The following is a 17,741-nucleotide window of genomic DNA, read 5'->3' as shown; positions in this document are numbered from 1 at the left end:
GTCGGCTCCTCACCGTTCGTCGTCGTCGGGGCGGCCGGGGGTGGCGGCTTCGTCGGGTCCGCCCAGGGCGGCGGCTTCGAGTTCGCTCAGCACCAGGTCCTCGACCAGGTCCGCCAGGGCGGCCACGGTGCGGGAGACCAGCACGTCGCGGGGGGTGAGCGTGACGCCGAAGGCGTCGTTGGCCCGGGAGGCGATCAGCAGGGCGCGCACGGAGTCGCCGCCGAGCTGGAAGAAGTCGTCGGTGGCGCCGACGTCGGTGTGCAGGGTCTCGGCCCAGATCTCCGCCACCGCCTCCTCGGTGGGGGTGCGGGGCGCGACCCGCTCGGCCGGCCCGGCCTCCTCCGGCCCGGGGGCGGGCAGGGCGGCGCGGTCGGTCTTGCCGCTCGCGGTGAGCGGGAAGCGCTCCAGCACCGCGAAGGCGGTGGGCACCATGGGGCCGGGCAGCGAGCGGGCGGCGAGGGCGCGCAGTTCGGCGCCGGTGGGCGGTTCGGCGCCGGGGGCGGCCAGCAGGTGGGCGACCAGCCGGGGCAGCCCGGGCTCGTCCTCCCGGATGCTCACCACGGCGTCCAGCACGGCCGGGTGACGCGTCAGCACGGCCTCCACCTCGCCCGCCTCGATCCGGTGGCCGCGCAGTTTGAGCTGGTGGTCGGTGCGGCCCAGGTAGTGCAGTTCGCCGTGGCGGTCGCGGCGCACCAGGTCCCCGGTGCGGTACATCCGGCCGCCGGGCGGCCCGTACGGGTCGGCGGTGAAGCGGGCGGCGGTCAGGCCGGGGCGGCCGAGGTAGCCGCGGGCGAGAGCCGGTCCGCTGAGCCACAGTTCGCCGGGGACGCCGTCGGGCACCGGCCGCAGCCGGTCGTCCAGGACGTACGCGCCGGTGGCGGGCAGCGGGCGGCCGATCGGCGGGGCGGCGCCGTCCGCGGTCAGCGGCGCGGACCAGGTGGCGACCACGGTGGCCTCGGTGGGGCCGTAGGAGTTGATCATCCGGTGGTGCGGGGCCCAGCGGGCGACCAGGTCGGCGCCGCAGGCCTCGGCCCCGACGATCAGCGTCCTGAGGTCGGGCAGGCTGCCGGGGGTGTCGGCCGGCAGGGTGGCCAGGGCGGCGGGCGGCAGCAGGGTGTGGGTGATCCGCTCCGCCCGCAGCAGCCCGGCCAGTTGGGCGCCGAGCAGGGGCCCGGGCTCGGGCACCACCAGCCGGGCGCCGTGCGGCAGGGCCAGGCACAGTTCGAGCACCGAGGCGTCGAAGCTGGGGGTGGCGAAGGCCAGCACCCGGTCCCCCGGGGCGGCCCGGTAGTGCGCGGCCTCGGCGGCGGCGAAGGCGGCGAGCCCGCGGTGGGTGACGACGACGCCCTTGGGGGTGCCGGTGGAGCCGGAGGTGAAGATGACGTAGGCGGGGTCGTCCGGGTCGAGCGGGCGGGTCCGGTCGGCGTCGGTGGGCCGGTGGCCGGGGGCGCCGGCCGGCTCGGCGGCGAGGAGTTCGGCGACCTCCTTGGCGTCCAGGGTCAGGGCGGGGGCCGCGTCGCGCAGCATCGCCTCGATCCGTTCCTCGGGGTAGTGCGGGTCGACGGGCAGGAAGGCGGCGCCGGTCTTGGTCACCGCGAGTTCGGCGAGCACGGTGTCGGCCGAGCGGGGCAGCAGCAGGGCGACGAGCCGCCCGGGGCCGGCGCCGCGGGCGATCAGCCGGTGCGCCAGCCGGTTGGCGAGGGCCTCGGCCTCGGCGAAGGTCAGCTCCAGGCCGGCCGCGCTCAGCGCGACGGCCTGCGGCCACCGGTCCGCGGCGGCCTCGACGAGGGCGGGCAGGGTCGCCGGGGGCACCGGGTCGGTCTCCGGGCGGGACGGGCCGCGCAGCAGCCGCTCGCGTTCGCCGGGCGGCAGCAGGTCGAGCCCGTCCAGCGGGGTGGTGCCGTCCGAGTCGGCCAGCGCGGACAGGGTGTGCAGCAGCTGGTCGGTGAGGCGCCGGGCGGTCTCCCGGTCGAGGAAGCGCGGGTCGTGACCGAGTTCCACGGCGAGCCGCTCGCCGGGCGAGACCACCACGGTGAGCGGGTAGTTGGTGGCCTCCCGGGCGTCGAGTTCGCGCACCAGCAGGCCGTGCGCGCCGGCCGTGGCGTCGCCGACCGGGTAGTTCTCGAAGACCACCAGGCTGTCGAACAGCTCGGTGCCCGGCGGGACCCGGCTGAGCCCGTGCATCCGGGCCAGCGGCAGGTGGTCGAAGCGGCGGTCCTCGGCCTGCTCCTCCTGGAGGGTGCGCAGCCAGTCGGCGCAGGGCCGGCGGCCGTCGACGGCGACCCGGGCGGGCAGGGTGGTGATGAACAGGCCGACGATGCCGTCGGAGCCGGCCAGCTCGGCGGGCCGGCCGGAGACGGTGGTGCCGAAGCAGACCCGCTGCTCCCCGCTCCAGCGCGACAGCAGCAGCGCCCAGGCGCCCTGCACCACGGTGTTGAGGGTGAGCCGGTGGCGGCGGGCGAACTCCTGGAGCCGCTCGGTGTCCGCCTCGTCCAGCCGGTGCGAGAGCCAGTCCCCGGAGCGGGCCGTGTCGCCCGGGGCGGGGCGGCGGTCGTAGGGCAGCGCGGTGGGGGCGGTGAGGTCGGCCAGCACGCCGCGCCAGTGCTCGACGGCGGCGCCGGTGCCGCGCTCCGCGAGCCAGCCGACGTAGTCCGCGAAGGGCCGGCGCTCGGGCAGTTCGGGCCGCTCGCCGCGGGCGAGGGCGGCGTGGGCGGCCAGCACGTCCGCGAGGACGTGGAAGACGCTCCAGCCGTCCAGCAGCACGTGGTGGAAGGCCCAGACCACCCGGATCCGGTCCGGGCCGAGCCGGATCAGGTCGAGCCGCAGCAGCGGGGCCCGGTCCAGGGCCAGGGGGTGGGCCCGCCGTTCGGCGAGCAGGTCCTCCAGCCGGGCTTCGCGCTCGGCCGCGCCCAGGTCGCTCCAGTCGTGCTCGGTGACCGGGAGCGTCGCCTGCCGGTGGACCGTCTGGAGCGGCACGGGAACGTCCCGCAGCACCACCGAGGTGCGCAGCACCGGGGTGCGGTCGATGACGTGCTGCCAGGCGGCGGCCAGCAGGCCGGGGTCGCGGGCGCCGTCCAGGACGAAGGTGATCTGCTCGACGTACAGGCCGTGTTCGGCCTCGTCGAGGCCGTGCACCACCATGCCGGTCTGGGTGGGGGTGAGGGGCTGGATCTCCGTCACGTCCCGGCCGGTGCCGGCCAGCCGGTCGACGCCGGCCTGGTCGAGGCCGGCCAGCGGGAAGTCGGAGGGGGTGCGGCCGCCGGCGCCGGGTTCGGCGCAGTGGCGGACGATCTCCCGCAGCTCGTCCAGCAGTTCGGCGGCCAGCCGGGCGACCGTCCCGCTGTGGTGCACCTCGCGGGAGTAGGACCAGGTGAAGGAGAGCCGGCCCTCGGCGACCAGGCCGAGCACGTCCAGCAGGTGGGGGCGGCGGGCGGTGCGGTCCATGCCGCCGGTGAGCGGGCCGGCCGGGGTGTGCAGCAGGCCGCCGGGGGTGGCGTTCCAGTCCTGCCGGCCCAGGTAGTTGAAGCCGATCCGCGGCAGTGCGAGGCCGGGCTCCGGCTTGAGGTGGCGCAGGGCGCCGTGGCCGAGGCCGCCGTTCGGGACGGCGCGCAGGCTCTCCTTGACGGCCTTCAGGGCGGTGCCGGTGTCCGCGTCCGGGGGCACGTCCAGGGCGACGGGGTACATCGCGGTGAACCAGCCGACGGTGCGGGACAGGTCGACGCCGTCGAGGAGTTCCTCGCGGCCGTGGCCCTCCAGGGTGACCAGGACCCGGTTCCGTCCGGTCCAGCGGGCCAGCACCCGGCCGAGGGCGCAGAGCAGGACGTCGTTGACCCGGGTGCGGTAGGCCTCCGGGACGTCCTGGAGCAGCCGGCGGGTGTCCTCGACGCCGAGGGCGAAGGTCAGCGACTCCTCGGTCCCGGCCGTGTTGGCGCCGTCGAGGTCGGTGGGCAGCGCGGTGGCCGCACCGTCGGCCAGGCGCTGCCAGTACGGGAGTTCCGCGTCGAAGCCGCCGGCCGCGGTGTGCGCGGCGAGGCGTTCGGCCCAGGCCCGGAAGGAGGTGCTCTTGGCGCCGAGGTCGGGCCGCTCGCCCGCGGCCGCCGCGCGGTGGGCGCGCTCCAGGTCCTCCAGCAGGATCCGCCAGGACACCGCGTCGACCACCAGGTGGTGCGCGGCCAGCAGCAGCACCGGGCGGGGGTCGCCGGCGAAGCGGCAGAGCGCGGCGCGCAGCAGCGGTCCGGCGGCCAGGTCGAAGCCCTCGGCGAGGCGTTCGCCGAGGTCGCGCAGGGTGCTCTCGCGTTCCTCGCCCTCGGCGGCGGGCAGCTCGTGGACCCGCAGGTCGGGGGCCTGGCCGGGCTCGGTGCCGTACTGGCGCCACCGGCCGTCGGGGAGCGGCTCGCAGCGCAGCCGCAGGGCGTCGTGGTGGTCCAGGACGGCGGCCAGGGCGGCCCGCAGGGCGGGCTCCTCGGTGCCGGGGGCGAGGGTGAAGGAGACGGACTGGGTGAGCCGGGCGGAGTCGCCGTCGAGGGTGTCCAGCAGCCAGTGCTGGACGGGGGTGAGCGGGGTCTCGCCGGTGACGGCGCCCTGGTCGGCGTCCGTGCCGGGGCTCGGGGCGCGTTCGGCGGCAGCGGCGAGTTCGGCCAGGGTCTGGTGGGCGAACAGGTGCCGGGGGGTCAGCGCGAGGCCGGCCCGGCGGGCCGCCGAGACGATCTGGATGCCGAGGATGGAGTCCCCGCCGAGGGCGAAGTAGTTGTCGTCCGCGTTCACCTCGGGCACGCCCAGCACCTCGCGCCAGATCGCGGCGAGGGCCTGCTCGGTTCCGGTGCGCGGCGGCCGGTCGCCGCCGGTGGCCCGGGCGGCCGGGACCGGTTCGGGCAGGGCGCGCCGGTCCAGCTTGCCGGTGGCGCCGAGCGGCAGCCGCTCCAGCGGCACCACCAGGGCGGGCACCAGGTGGTCGGGGAGGGTGCGGCCGAGGAAGGCCCGCCACTCGGCCGGGTCGGGCAGGGCGCCGTCGCGGGGCACCGCGTAGCCCACCAGCCGCTTGTGGCCGTCCTGGTCGACCACCCGGGCGGCGGCCGCCGCCACCTGCGGGTGGCGGGCCAGCGCGGCCTCGACCTCGCCGAGTTCGATCCGGAAGCCGCGCACCTTGACCTGGTCGTCGGCGCGGCCGAGGTAGTCCAGTTCGCCGTCGGCGCTCCAGCGCACCCGGTCGCCGGTGCGGTACATCCGGCTGCCGGGCGGGCCGTAGGGGTCGGGCAGGAAGCGCCCGGCGGTCAGGCCGGGGCGGCGCAGGTAGCCGCGCGCCACGCCGGTGCCGGCCAGGTACAGCTCCCCGGGCGCGCCGACGGGCACCGGGCGCAGCCGCTCGTCCAGGACGTAGGCGCGGGCGCCGCCGACCGGTCGGCCGATCGGCGGGTCGCGGTCGGGGTCGGCGGGGTCGCAGGTGTGGGCGGTGGCGTAGACGGTGGCCTCGGTGGGGCCGTAGATGTTCAGCACCCGGCAGCCGGGGACGGCCTCGCGCACGGTGCGCACGGTGCGGGCGGGCAGTCCTTCGCCGGCCAGCACCACGGTGTCCGCGCCGAGTCGCAGGGCGCCGTCGGCGAGCAGTCCGCCGAGGGCCGAGGGCACGGCACTGAGCAGGCCGGCCCTCCGGGGGCCGGGGGTCTCGGCCAGGGCCAGCAGGTCGCGCAGGAGTTCCACGCAGCCGCCGGAGAGCAGCGGCGCGAAGATCTCGAACACCGACACGTCGAAGTTGAGCGAGGTGGCGGCGAGCACGTGCTCCAGTCCCCGGCCGGCGAACTCGGCGGCGGCCCAGTCGGTCAGGGCGAGCACCGAGGCGTGGGCGACCACCACGCCCTTGGGCCGGCCGGTGGAGCCGGAGGTGTGGATGACGTACGCGGGGTGCTCCGGCAGCAGGGCGCCGTGCCGTTCCGGGTCGCCGACGGCGTCGGTGCGGGCGGCGGCCAGCCGTTCCCGGCAGGCCGGGTCGTCCGGCACGATCCGGGTGTACGGGCCGTCGGGGAGCCGTCCTTCGGTCGCGGCGTCGGTGATCACGGCGTCGGGCCGGACGTCCTCGAAGAGGTAGGCGATCCGCTCGGCCGGGTAGCCGGGGTCGACCGGCAGGTACGCGGCGCCGCTCTTGAGCACCGCGAGCAGCGCCACGGCCAGTTCGGCGGTGCGGGGCAGCGCGAGCGCGACGAAGCGCTCGGGTCCGGCCCCGGCGCCGATCAGCAGCCGGGCCAGCCGGTTGGAGCGTTCGTCCAGCTCCCGGTAGGTCAGCAGGTCGTCGCCGGAGCGCACGGCCGGTGCGTCGGGGGTGCGGGCGGCCTGCCGGGCGAAGGCCTCGGGCAGGGTGCTCCGGGGCGCCCGGCGCACCGGGCCGCCGAGGCGTTCCAGCAGCTCGCGTCCCTCGGCCGGGTCCAGCAGCGGCAGTTCGCCGGCCGGCCGGTCGAGGCCGGCCGCCATCCCGGCGAGCAGGGTGCGCAGGCTCGCCCCGAGCCGCTCGACGGTGGCGGCGTCGAAGACGGCCGGGTCGTGGTCGAGGCCGACCTCGATGGACTCGCCGGGCGCCACCACCACCCCGAGCGGGTAGCTGGTCGGCTCCAGCACGTGCTCGGTCTCCACGCCCAGGCCGTACCGGGTCAGCGACCGGGCGTCGAAGGGGTAGTTCTCGAAGACCACGATGCTGTCGAACAGGGCGGTGCCGCCGGGCAGTTCGCTCCAGCCCTGGAGCTGGGCCAGCGAGACGGCGTCGTGCCGGCGGGCCTCGGACTGCTGGTCCTGGACCTCCCGCAGCCAGTCCAGCAGCGGGCGCCGGTCGTCGATCCGCACCCGGGTGGGCAGGGCGTTGATGAACAGCCCCACCATCGAGGTGACGCCGGGGAGTTCGGCGGGCCGGCCGGAGACGATGGTGCCGAACACCACGTCCTCGCCGCCGCCGTAGCGGGAGAGCAGCAGCGCCCAGGCGCCCTGGAGCACGGTGTTGACGGTCAGCCCGGCCTGTCGGGCGGTGGCCCGCAGCCGCTCGGACAGCTCGGGGCCGAGGGCGACCTTCACCGAGGCCGAGGAGGAGGCGCGGTGGGCGTCGGCCGGGCGGCGGTCCCGGGGCAGTTCGGTGGGGGCGGGGAAGCCGGCCAGGGTGTCGCGCCAGTACCGTTCGACCGCCGCCCGGTCCTGGCCGGCCAGCCAGCGCAGGTAGTCGGCGTAGGGCGCGCGCTCGACCGGGGCGGGGCGGCGTCCGGCGGTCAGAGCGGCGTAGCGCTCGCAGACCTCGTCGAAGACCTGGGCGGCGCTCCAGCCGTCGAGCAGCACGTGGTGGAAGGTCCACACCACCCGCACCCGGGTCGGGGTCAGCCGGATCAGGGCCAGCCGCAGCAGCGGCGCGCCGCCCAGGTCGATCCCGGCCGCCCGGTCCTCGGCGAGCAGCCGGGCGGTGTCCCGCTCGACCTGCTCGGCGGGGCGGCCGGTCCAGTCGTGGTGGGTGACCGGGACGGTGGCCCGGTGCTGGACGACCTGGAGCGGTTCGGCGCCGTCCTGCCAGCTGAGCCGGGTGCGCAGGACGGCGTTGGCGTCGGCGGTCCGCTGCCAGGCCTCGGCCAGCGCGTGCGGGTCGGTGACCCCGGTCAGCACCAGCTGGACCTGGTTGACGTAGGTGTCGCCGTCCGGGTCGAGCAGGCTGTGGAAGAGCATCCCGGCCTGCATCGGCGTCAGCGGGTAGACGTCGGCGACGGTGCGGCCGTCCCCGGCGATCCGGTCCACCGCCGCCTGGTCGAGGCGGGCGAGCGGGAAGTCGGCGGGGGTGCGGCCGCCGGCGCCGGGTTCGGCGCAGTGGGCGACGATCCGCTCCAGCGCGTCGAGCATGGCCTCGGCCAGTGCGGTGACGGTGTCGGCGCGGTGCCGGCCGGCGCTGTAGTACCAGCCGATCTCCAGCTCGCCGTCCTCGACCCGGGCGACCACGTCCAGCAGGTGGGGGCGTTCGGTGCCGGGCGCCTCCGCGCCGCCGAGGCCGCCGGGGACGGCGCGGACCAGGGCGGCGCCGTCGGTGGACCAGTCGAAGCGGCCCAGGTAGTTGAAGCTCACGCCGGGGGCGGGGACGTCGGCGAGCGCCTCGTCCCGGGCCAGGTGGCGCAGCGCGCCGTACCCGAGGCCGCGGTCCGGCACGGCCCGCAGCTGTTCCTTGACGGCCTTCAGGGCGGTGCCCCAGTCCCCCGCCGGGACGTCGAGGGCGACCGGGAAGAGCGAGGTGAACCAGCCGACCGTCCGGGACAGGTCGAGGCCGTCGAAGAGCCGGTCCTCGCGGCCGTGGCCCTCCAGGCCGACGGCGACGGTGCCGTGCCCGGTCCACTCGGCGAGCACCCGGCCGAGCGCGGTGAGCAGCACGTCGTCGATCCGGGTGCGGTAGACCCCGGGGACCTCGCGCAGCAGGGCTTCGGTGCGTGCGCGGTCCAGCCGGACGGTCACCTCGCGCAGGTCGGCGGCGGTGTTGCCGCCGTCGCCGTCCACCGGCAGCGGGGTGGCGCAGGCCCGGGCGGCGGCCGCCCAGTGGGCGCGCTGGTCGGCGAAGCCGCCGGCCGCGGTGTGCCCGGCCAGTCGGCGGGCCCACTCCCGGACGGAGCTGGTGCGGGCGGGCAGCCGCAGCGGGCGGCCCTCGACGGCCTGCCGGTAGGCGGTCTCCAGGTCCTCCAGCAGCACCCGCCAGGAGACGCCGTCGACCGCCAGGTGGTGGACGGCCAGCAGCAGCCGGTCGGGCCGGGCGCCGGCCGCGTCGGCCTGCGGGGTGGCCGTCGGGGCGGTGAACAGGCGGGCGGTGAGCAGCGGGCCGCCGTCCAGCCGGAAGGAGGCGTGGGCGGCCTCGGTCACCGCCGCTTCGGTGCCGTGGTCGTGGACCTCCAGCAGCTCGGGGGCGCTCTCCTCGGCGGGGGCGCAGTGCTGCCGCCAGGTGCCGTCCCCGGCGCGGGTGAAACGGGAGCGCAGCGCGTCGTGGTGGGCCCACAGGGCGGCGAGCGCGCGGCGCAGGGCCCGCGGGTCGACGGCCCCGGGGGCCTCCACTACGACGCACTGGTCGAAGTGCTCGGCGTGCGGCGGGTTCGGGTCGAGGAACCAGTGCTGGATCGGCGTCAGGCCGACCTCGCCGCTGACCGGCTCGGTCCCGGCGACGGTGACGGCGCTGCCGGCGGCCGCGGCCAGCGCGGCGACGGTGGGGTGGCGGAACAGGTCGCGCGGGGAGAGCGCGAGTCCGGCGGCGCGGGCCCGGGAGACGACCTGGATGCTCAGGATGGAGTCGCCGCCGAGCAGGAAGAAGTCGTCGTCCAGCCCGACCCGTTCGACCCCGAGCAGCTCGGCCCAGATCGCGGCGAGCAGCCGCTCGCGGTCGGTGCCGGGGGCGCGGTGGGGGCGGTCGCCGCCCGTCGACCGGTCGGGGGCGGGCAGCCGCCGGCGGTCCACCTTGCCGTTGGCGGTGAGCGGGAGTTCGGGCAGGGTGACGAAGGCCGCGGGCAGCATGTAGTCGGGCAGGTCGGCGGCCAGGTGGGCGCGCAGTTCGGCGGCGCCGGGCGGCTCGGCGCCCTCGGCCGGCACCAGGTGGGCGGCGAGGCTCTTGCGCCCGGCGTCCTGGTACAGCGAGACGACGGCCTCGGCGACGGCCGGGTGGGCGGTGAGCCGGGCCTCGATCTCGGCGGGTTCGATCCGGAAGCCGCGGATCTTGATCTGGTCGTCGGCGCGGCCGACGAAGTGCAGTTCGCCGTCCTCGCTCCACCGGGCGGTGTCGCCGGTGCGGTACATCCGCTCGCCGGGCGGGCCGAAGGGGTCGGCGAGGTAGCGGGCGGCAGTCTCGCCGGGGCGGCCCGCGTAGCCGCGGGCGAGGCCGGCCCCGGCGATGTACAGCTCGCCGGTGACGCCGGGCGGCTGCGGCTGGAGCGCGCCGTCCAGGACGTACACCCGGGTGTTGTCCAGCGGGCGGCCGATGGGCAGGACGGCGGGCAGTTCGTCGCCGGCCCGGAAGGCCCGGCGGGTGGCGAAGGTGGTGGTCTCGGTGGGCCCGTAGCCGTCGACCACGGTGAGGCCGGGGCAGGCCGCCAGGACCTTGCGGACGACGGCGCCGGGCACCGCCTCGCCGCCGGTCCACACCTCGTGGGCGCCGCGCAGGCAGCCCGGGTCCTCCTGGGCGAGCAGCCGGAACAGGCCGGCGGTCAGCCACAGGCAGCGCACGCCCCGCTCGGTGACGGCGTGCCGGACGGCGGCGGCGTCCAGGTCCTGCGGCGGGGCGAGCACGGCGGTGCCGCCGCGCAGCAGCGGCACCCACAGTTCGTAGGTGGAGGCGTCGAAGGCGTGCGGGGAGTGCACCAGCACCCGGTCGTGGCCGGCGAAGGCGCGGTCCAGGGCGAGCGCGGCGACGTCCCGGCGGCGCACCGCGACGCCCTTGGGGGTGCCGGTGGAGCCCGAGGTGAACATCAGGTACTGGACGTTGTCGGGGTGGACGGCCGCCGGGGCCGCCGCCGGCGGCCGGTCCCCGGGGAGGTCCACCCGCAGCACCTGCCCGGCGGGGCGCAGGCCGGCGGCGGTGCCGGCCCGGTGGGCGTCGGTGAGCAGCAGGTCGGCACCGGCCCCGGCCAGCATCCGGTGCAGCCGCTCGCGCGGCGCCCGGCCGTCCAGCGGCACGTAGACCGCGCCGGTGCGCACCAGTGCCAGCTGGGCGACGACCAGGTCGACGGAGCGTTCCATCAGCACCCCGACCGGCTGCTCCACCCGGACCCCGTGCGCGGTCAGCCGTCCGGCCAGCTCGGCGGCGCGGGCGTCGAGTTCGCGGTAGGTCAGGTGCAGGTCGCCGGCCTCCAGGGCGACGGCCGCGGGGGTGCGGAGCACCTGCGCGGCGAACAGTTCGGCGATGTCGGCGGCGGGCTCCTCGACGGCGGTGGCGTTCCAGTCGGCCAGGACGCGCCGGCGTTCCTCGCCGGTCAGCAGCGGCAGCCGGGCCGGCGGGCGGTGGGCGCCCCCGGGCAGGGCGGTCAGGACGGTGGTGAGCTGTCCGGCCAGCCGTCGCACCGTGGACTCGTCGAACAGCCGCGGGTCGTAGCAGAGCCGCAGGGACAGCTCCGGGCCCGGGTAGGCCAGCAGGGTGAGCGGGTAGTTGGTGGTCTCGATCCCGTCCAGGTCGCGCAGCCGCAGGCCGTGGGCGTCGGCCGCGTCCTCGTCGACGGGGTAGTTCTCGAAGACCACCAGGCTGTCGAACAGGCCGGTCTGCTCGGGCAGTTCGGTGCCGGCCCGCATTCTGGTGAGCGCGACGTTGCCGTGCCGCCGGTCCTCGCTCTGCTCCCGCTGCAGGGTCCGGAGCCAGTCGACCAGGGTGCCGTCCGCGGGCACCGCGGTGCGGGCCGGCAGGGTGGTGATGAACAGGCCGGTCATGGTCTCGACGCCGGGCAGCTCGGGCGGCCGCCCGGAGGAGGTGGTGCCGAACACTACCTCGGCCCGGCCGGCCCGGCGGCCCAGCAGCACCGCCCAGGCACCCTGGACCAGGGTGTTGAAGGTCAGCCCGGAGCCGCGGGCGAGGTCCTCCAGTGCCCTGGTCGCGGCGGCGGGCAGGGTGAACGGCACGGCCCGGGTGGACTCGGCGCGGTGGCTCTGCACCGGCTCGCGGTCGTAGGGCAGCGGTGTCGCCTCGGCGAGCCCGGCGAGGCGGGTGCGCCAGTGCCGTTCGGCCTCGGCGTGGTCGCGCCCGCCCAGCCAGGCCAGGTAGTCGCGGTAGGGCCGGCGCTCCGGCACGGTGCCGTACGGGACCTCGCCGTCCCCGCCCGGTCCGGCCAGGGCGGCGTGCACCGCGAAGACGTCCGAGAGCACCTGGAACAGGCTCCAGCCGTCCAGGACCAGGTGGTGGAAGGACCAGAGCACCCGCACCCGGTCGTCCGGGAGCCGGATCAGCAGCAGCCGCTGGAGCGGGGCCCGCGCCAGGTCGAGGCCGCGGGCCCGGTCGCGGTCCAGTAGTTCGGCGAGCCGGTCGCGGCGCTTCTGCTCGGGCAGTTCCCGCCAGTCCAGGTGGGTGACCGGGACGGCCGCCCGGCGGTGCACCACCAGCAGCGGCTCGGGCACCTCCTGCCAGCGGACGTGGGCGCGCAGCACCGCGGTGCGGTCGGTGACCCACTGCCAGGCGGCGGCGAGGCGGGCCGGGTCGGGCACGCCGTCCAGGACGAAGTCCAGCTGCTGGAAGTAGGCGCCGCTGTCCTCCTCGGCGAGGCCGTGGAAGAGCATGCCGGACTGGGTCGGGGTGAGCGGCAGCACGTCCTCCACCGCGCCCGGGTCGGCGCCGGTGATCCGGTCCACGGCCGCCTGGTCGAGCCGGACCAGCGGGAAGTCGGACGGGGTGCGCCCGGCGGCGCCGGGGCGGGCCGCGTGGCGGGCGAGGTCGGCCAGTTCCTCGGCGAAGCGCCGGGCCAGCGCCTCGACGGTCCCGCTCCGGTGGACGGCGGCGGAGTGGAACCAGGTGAACTCCAGCGCGTCGCCGTCGAGGCGGCCGACCACCTCCAGCGGGTGGGGGCGCGCCACGCCGGGGTCGGCGTCCAGCTCCAGTGGCCGGAAGGTGCCGCGGAACAGTCCGTCCGGGTCGTCCGGCAGGGCGATGCGGCCCAGGTAGTTGAAGCCGATCCGGGCGGCCGGGACGTCCGGCGCCGTGCCGGGGCGCCCGAGGTACCGCAACGCCTCGAAGCCGAGGCCGCGCCGGGGGACGGCGCGCAACTGTTCCTTGACCTGCTTGAGGACGGTGTCCCAGTCGGCTCCGGCGGGCACGGCCAGGGCGACGGGGTGGCGGGTGGTGAACCAGCCGACCGTACGGCCGAGGTCGAGCTCGGCGAACAGTTCCTCGCGCCCGTGGCCCTCGACGTCCACCACGACCCGCTCCAGCCCGCTCGCCCCGCACAGCGCCCGGCCGAGGGCGCTCAGCAGCACGTCGTTGGCCTGGGTGCGGTAGGTGTCGGGCAGGGTGCGCAGCAGGGCGGCGGTGTCGGCGGGGCTCAGCCGCACGGTGACGGAGCGTTCGGTGGCGTAGGTGTCGGGGCCGTCGAGCTCGGCGGGGAACGGGTCGCCGGGCTGCCCGGGCACGGCCCGCGCCCAGTACTCCGTCTCGTCCTCGAAGCCGCCCTCGGCGGCGAAGGCGCTCAGCCGCTCGGCCCACTGCCGCAGCGGCGAGGACTTGCCCGGCAGGGCGGCCGCCCCGTCCCGGCCCTCGCGGCGGGCGCGGTAGGCGGTGTCGAGGTCCTCCAGCAGCACCCGCCAGGAGACCCCGTCGACCACCAGGTGGTGGACGGCCAGGTGCAGGACCGGGGGCCGGTCCCCGGCGCGCTCGTGCAGCACGGCGCGCAGCAGCGGCCCACCGCCGCCCAGGTCGTGGGGGCCGAAGTGCGGGGTGTCCCGGTCCGGGCCGGTGTGCCGGGCCAGGGTGAGCCGGGCGGCCGGCTCCCGGATGTGCCAGCGCGCGGCGCCGGCGCCGTCCGGGGCGGTGAAGGCCGAGCGCAGCGCGTCGTGGTGGGCGACCAGGTCGTTCAGGGCCTCCTCCAGGGCCGCCCGGTCCAGGTCGCCGGGCAGCAGCAGGGAGAGCGCCTGGCCGAAGTGGCCGGCCCGGTCGGCGGCCCGGCCGAGCCACCAGCGCTGGATCGGGGTCGGCACGGCCTCCCCGGTGGCGGCCGCCGGGGCGGGCGCGGGCGGTGCCTCGGCGTCCTGCGCGGCCAGGGCGAGCGCGGCGACCGTCTGGTGGCGGTAGAGGTCCCGGGAGGTGAGCGCCAGCCCGGCCTGCCGGGAGCGGGCCACCACCTGGATGCCGAGGATGGAGTCGCCGCCGAGGTCGAAGAAGTTGTCGTCGGCACCGACCCGCTCCAGCCGCAGCACCTCGGCCCAGATGCCGGCGAGCACGCGTTCGGCGGGGGTGCGGGGGGCGACGTGGCGGACGGCGGTGGCGGCCGGCCCGGGGTCGGGCAGCCGGCCGCGGTCGAGGGTGCCGTCGGGGCCCAGCGGCAGGGCGGGCAGCGGCACCACGACGGCGGGGACCAGGTGGTCGGGCAGGGTCAGGGCGAGGGTGCGGCGCACCGCCTCGGGCTCGATCCGGCCGCCGGGGACGGGCACCGCGTAGCCGACCAGCCGCCGGGGGTCGCCGGTGAGGACGGCGGCCGCCTCGGCCACGCCGGCGCAGCGCCGCAGCGCCCGCGCCACCTCGTCCGGGTCGGTCCGCAGCCCGCGGGGCTTCGCCCACTGCTCGACCCGCCCGAGGTGCTCCAGCGCGCCGTCGGCGGTCCACCGCACCAGCTCCCCGGTGCGGTGGAGCAGTTCCCCCGGCGCGCCGTACGGGTCGGCGACGAACTGCCCGGCGGCGCCTTCCGGCTGCTCGGGGAAGTCGCCCGCGAGGTACAACTCACCGGGTATGCCTATGGGTTGGGGGCGCAGCGCGCGGTCGAGGACGTAGCCGCGGGTCCGGCCGGGCACGCCGGACGCGGTGAGCGCCCCGGGCAGCGCGGTGTCCGGCTTCCAGGCGTCGAGCAGCGCCCGCTGCTCCTCCTCGGGGATCAGCGGCAGCTCGGCGAGGGTGCGCTGCGGGCCGTCCGCCATCCCGGCGAGCAGGCGGTGCAGGTGGTCCGCCAGCGCGGTCACGGTCCGCCGGTCGAACAGGTCGGTGTTGTACTCGGCCGTCAGCGTGCAGTCGCCGTCGTCGTCGGGGGTGAACTCCAGCACCAGGTCGAAGCGGGCGGCCGGGCGGGGCAGCGGGTGCTCGGCGAAGCGCAGGCCCCCGGCGGGCGCCGGGGTGACGGGGGTCTGCTGGACGACGACGACCTGGACCAGCGGGGTGCGGCCGGGGTCGCGGGGCGGGGCCAGTTCCTCGACCACCCGGTCGAAGGGCACCTCGGCGTGGGCGAAGGCGTCCAGCAGGGTGGTGCGCATGCCCGCCACGAAGTCGTCGACGGTGGCCCGCTCGTCCACGTCGCCGCGCAGCACCACGGTGTTGACGAAGAAGCCGGTCACCTCCTCCAGTTCCCGCCGGTCCCGCCCGTTGGTGACGGTGCCGAAGGCCACGTCCCGCTGGCCGGAGTGGCGCGAGAGCAGCAGCGCGCACGCCCCGGCGAACAGGGTGAACACCGTGGTGCCGCGGCCGGCGGCGAGGTGGCGCAGCCGGTCGACCAGGTCGGCCGGCAGCCGGTGGCGGTGCGCCGCGCCGTTGGTGGTGCGCTGCTCGGGCCGGGGGCGGTCGGTGGGCAGGCGCAGGGTCGGCAGGTCGGCGAGGGTGTGCTTCCAGTAGGCGAGGTCGGGGGCGTGGTCGGTTCGGCGGTGCTGCTCCCAGTGGGCGAAGTCGGGGTACTGGAGGGCGGGGGCGGGCAGGGCGTCGGGTTCGCCGGTGGCCTCCGCCCGGTAGAGGGCGGCCAGTTCGCGGGTGAGGACGCCCACCGACCAGCCGTCGGTGACGATGTGGTGCTGGGCCAGCAGCAGCAGGTGCTCCTCGGCGGCGAGCCGGACCAGCAGCGCCCGGGCGAGCGGGCCCCGGGCGAGGTCGTAGGGCCGTTGCAGTTCCTCGGTCAGCAGGCGTTCGGCCGCCGGGGCGCGCTCCCCCTCGGGCAGGGCGCCGAGGTCCTCGGTGCGCAGCGGCAGTTCCGCCCGCTCGGCGACGCGCTGCACCAGTCGCCCGTCGAGGGTGGCGACGGTGGTGCGCAGCGAGGCGTGCCGGGCGGTGAGCCGCCGCAGGGCCCGGTCGAGGGCGTCCCGGTCGAGGGCGCCGTGCAGCCGCAGGGCCACGCCGGTGTGGTTGCCGGTGCCGCCGGGGGCGAGGTCGTCCAGGAACCAGAGCCGGCGCTGGGCGCTGGAGAGCGGCAGCGGCTCCCCGCGCGGGGCGGGCGGGATCGGCCCGGTCGGTGCGGCGGCGGGCACCGCGTCGAGCAGCGGGGCGAGGGCGGCGACGGTGCGGGCGGTGAAGACGTCGCGCAGGGTGAGCCGGACGCCGAGGCGTTCGGTGATCCGGGTCAGGGTGCGGGCGGCGAGGACGGAGTCGCCGCCGAGGTCGAAGAAGTCGTCCTCCACCCCCACGGCGTCGTGGCCGAGCACCTCGGCCCAGACGGCGGCCAGGGCCCGCTCCCGCTCGGTGCGCGGGGCGGCGCGTCCGGCGGCGGCCTGCCGGGCGGGTGCGGGCAGCGCCCGCTGGTCGATCTTGAGCTGCGGGGTGAGCGGGAACTCGGCCAGCACGACGACGGCGGCGGGCACCAGGTGGGCGGGCAGCGCGGCGGCCAGGGCGGCGCGCAGCTCGGCCGGGTCGGGGGCGTGCCGCGGGTCGGCGGGCGTGGCGTAGCCGACCAGCCGGGTGTGGCCGGGCTCGTCCTCGCGGACCGTCACGACGGCCTGGTCGACGGCGGGGTGGGCGCGCAGCGCGGCCTCGATCTCGCCCGGTTCGATCCGGAAGCCGCGGACCTTGACCTGCCGGTCGAGCCGGCCGAGGAACTCCAGTTCCCCGTCGGCCCTCCAGCGGGCCCGGTCGCCGGTGCGGTAGAGCCGGGCGCCGGGCGCGCCGAAGGGGTCGGCGACGAAGCGCGCGGCGGTCAGGCCGGGTCGGCCGAGGTAGCCGCGGGCGACGCCCTCGCCGCCGAGGTACAGCTCGCCGTCGGTGCCGGGCGGCTGGGGCCGCATGGCCTCGTCGAGCACGTGCACCCGGGCGTGCGGCAGGGCGCCGCCGATGGTGGGTGACCCGGTGCCGGCGGTGAGCGGGCCGGTCCAGGTGGCGACGATGGTGGCCTCGGTCGGACCGTAGGAGTTGATCATCCGTCGGCCGGGCGCCCAGCGGTCGACCAGCTCGGCGGAGCAGGCCTCGGCCCCGACGATCAGGGTGCGCAGGTGGCGGCCCGCGCCGGCGGGGACGGTGGCCAGGGCGGCGGGCGGGATCAGGGTGTGGGTGATCCGGTGCTCGTCCAGGACGGCCGCGAGCTCCTCTCCCAGCCAGGGGCCGTCCGGGGGGATCACCAGGGTGGCGCCGGTGAGGACGGAGACGAACAGTTCCAGGACGGAGGCGTCGAAGCTGGGCGAGGAGAACTGGAGCACCCGGTCGCCGGGCCGCAGCGCGTAGTTCTCGACGGCCGCGGCGGTGAAGCCGGCGATCCCCCGGTGGGTGACGACGACGCCCTTGGGGGTGCCGGTGGAGCCCGAGGTGTAGATCACGTACGCCGGGTGGTCGGTGCCGGCCGGGCTGCCCGGCACGTCCGGGCCTGCGGGCGCGGCCGTCTCCAGGACCTCGCGGACGGCGGCCGGGTCGTCCAGGACGATCGCGGGGGCCGCGTCGGCGAGCATCAGCGCCCGCCGCTCGGCGGGGTAGCCCGGGTCCACGGGCAGGAAGGCGGCGCCCGCCCGGGCGACGGCCAGTTCGGCGGCGACCAGCTCCATGGAGCGCGGCAGGACCAGCGCCACCGTCCGCTCCGGGCCGGCGCCGCGCCGGCGCAGATCGCGGGCCAGCCGCTCGACGCGCTCCGCCAGGTCCCGGTAGGTCCAGCTGCGCCGGCCGTCGGTCACCGCGGGCGCGAGCGGGGTGCGGGCCGCCTGGGCGGCGAACAGCGCGTCCAGGGTCCGGGGCGTCGGGGAGGTGCCTCCGGGGGCTCCGGTGCCGCCGCCGGCCTGCGGCGGAGCGGACGGGTGCACGGGCTGGGCAGGCCGGTCGGCCATGGCGGAAGGTCCTTCCGATGGGGGCGACGACGAGGGCACCGGGGCAGGCGGTAGCCCGCCCTCGGGCCCGGAGGAACAGG

At 77.5% G+C, this 17,741-nt stretch carries 1 protein-coding gene; it reads right to left on the bottom strand.

Annotated elements, in window-relative coordinates:
- Positions 1-9: 9 nt before the first annotated feature.
- Positions 10-17,661, bottom strand: a complete 17,652-nt coding sequence (locus tag ACFVUY_RS10490) for a non-ribosomal peptide synthase/polyketide synthase (protein WP_387728945.1) — start codon at positions 17,659-17,661, stop codon at positions 10-12.
- Positions 17,662-17,741 lie beyond the last annotated feature (80 nt).

The organism is Kitasatospora sp. NPDC058063 (genome assembly GCF_042885395.1).
Lineage (GTDB): Bacteria > Actinomycetota > Actinomycetes > Streptomycetales > Streptomycetaceae > Kitasatospora > Kitasatospora lactacystinica.
This window is presented reverse-complemented; position numbering and strand designations above follow the sequence as displayed.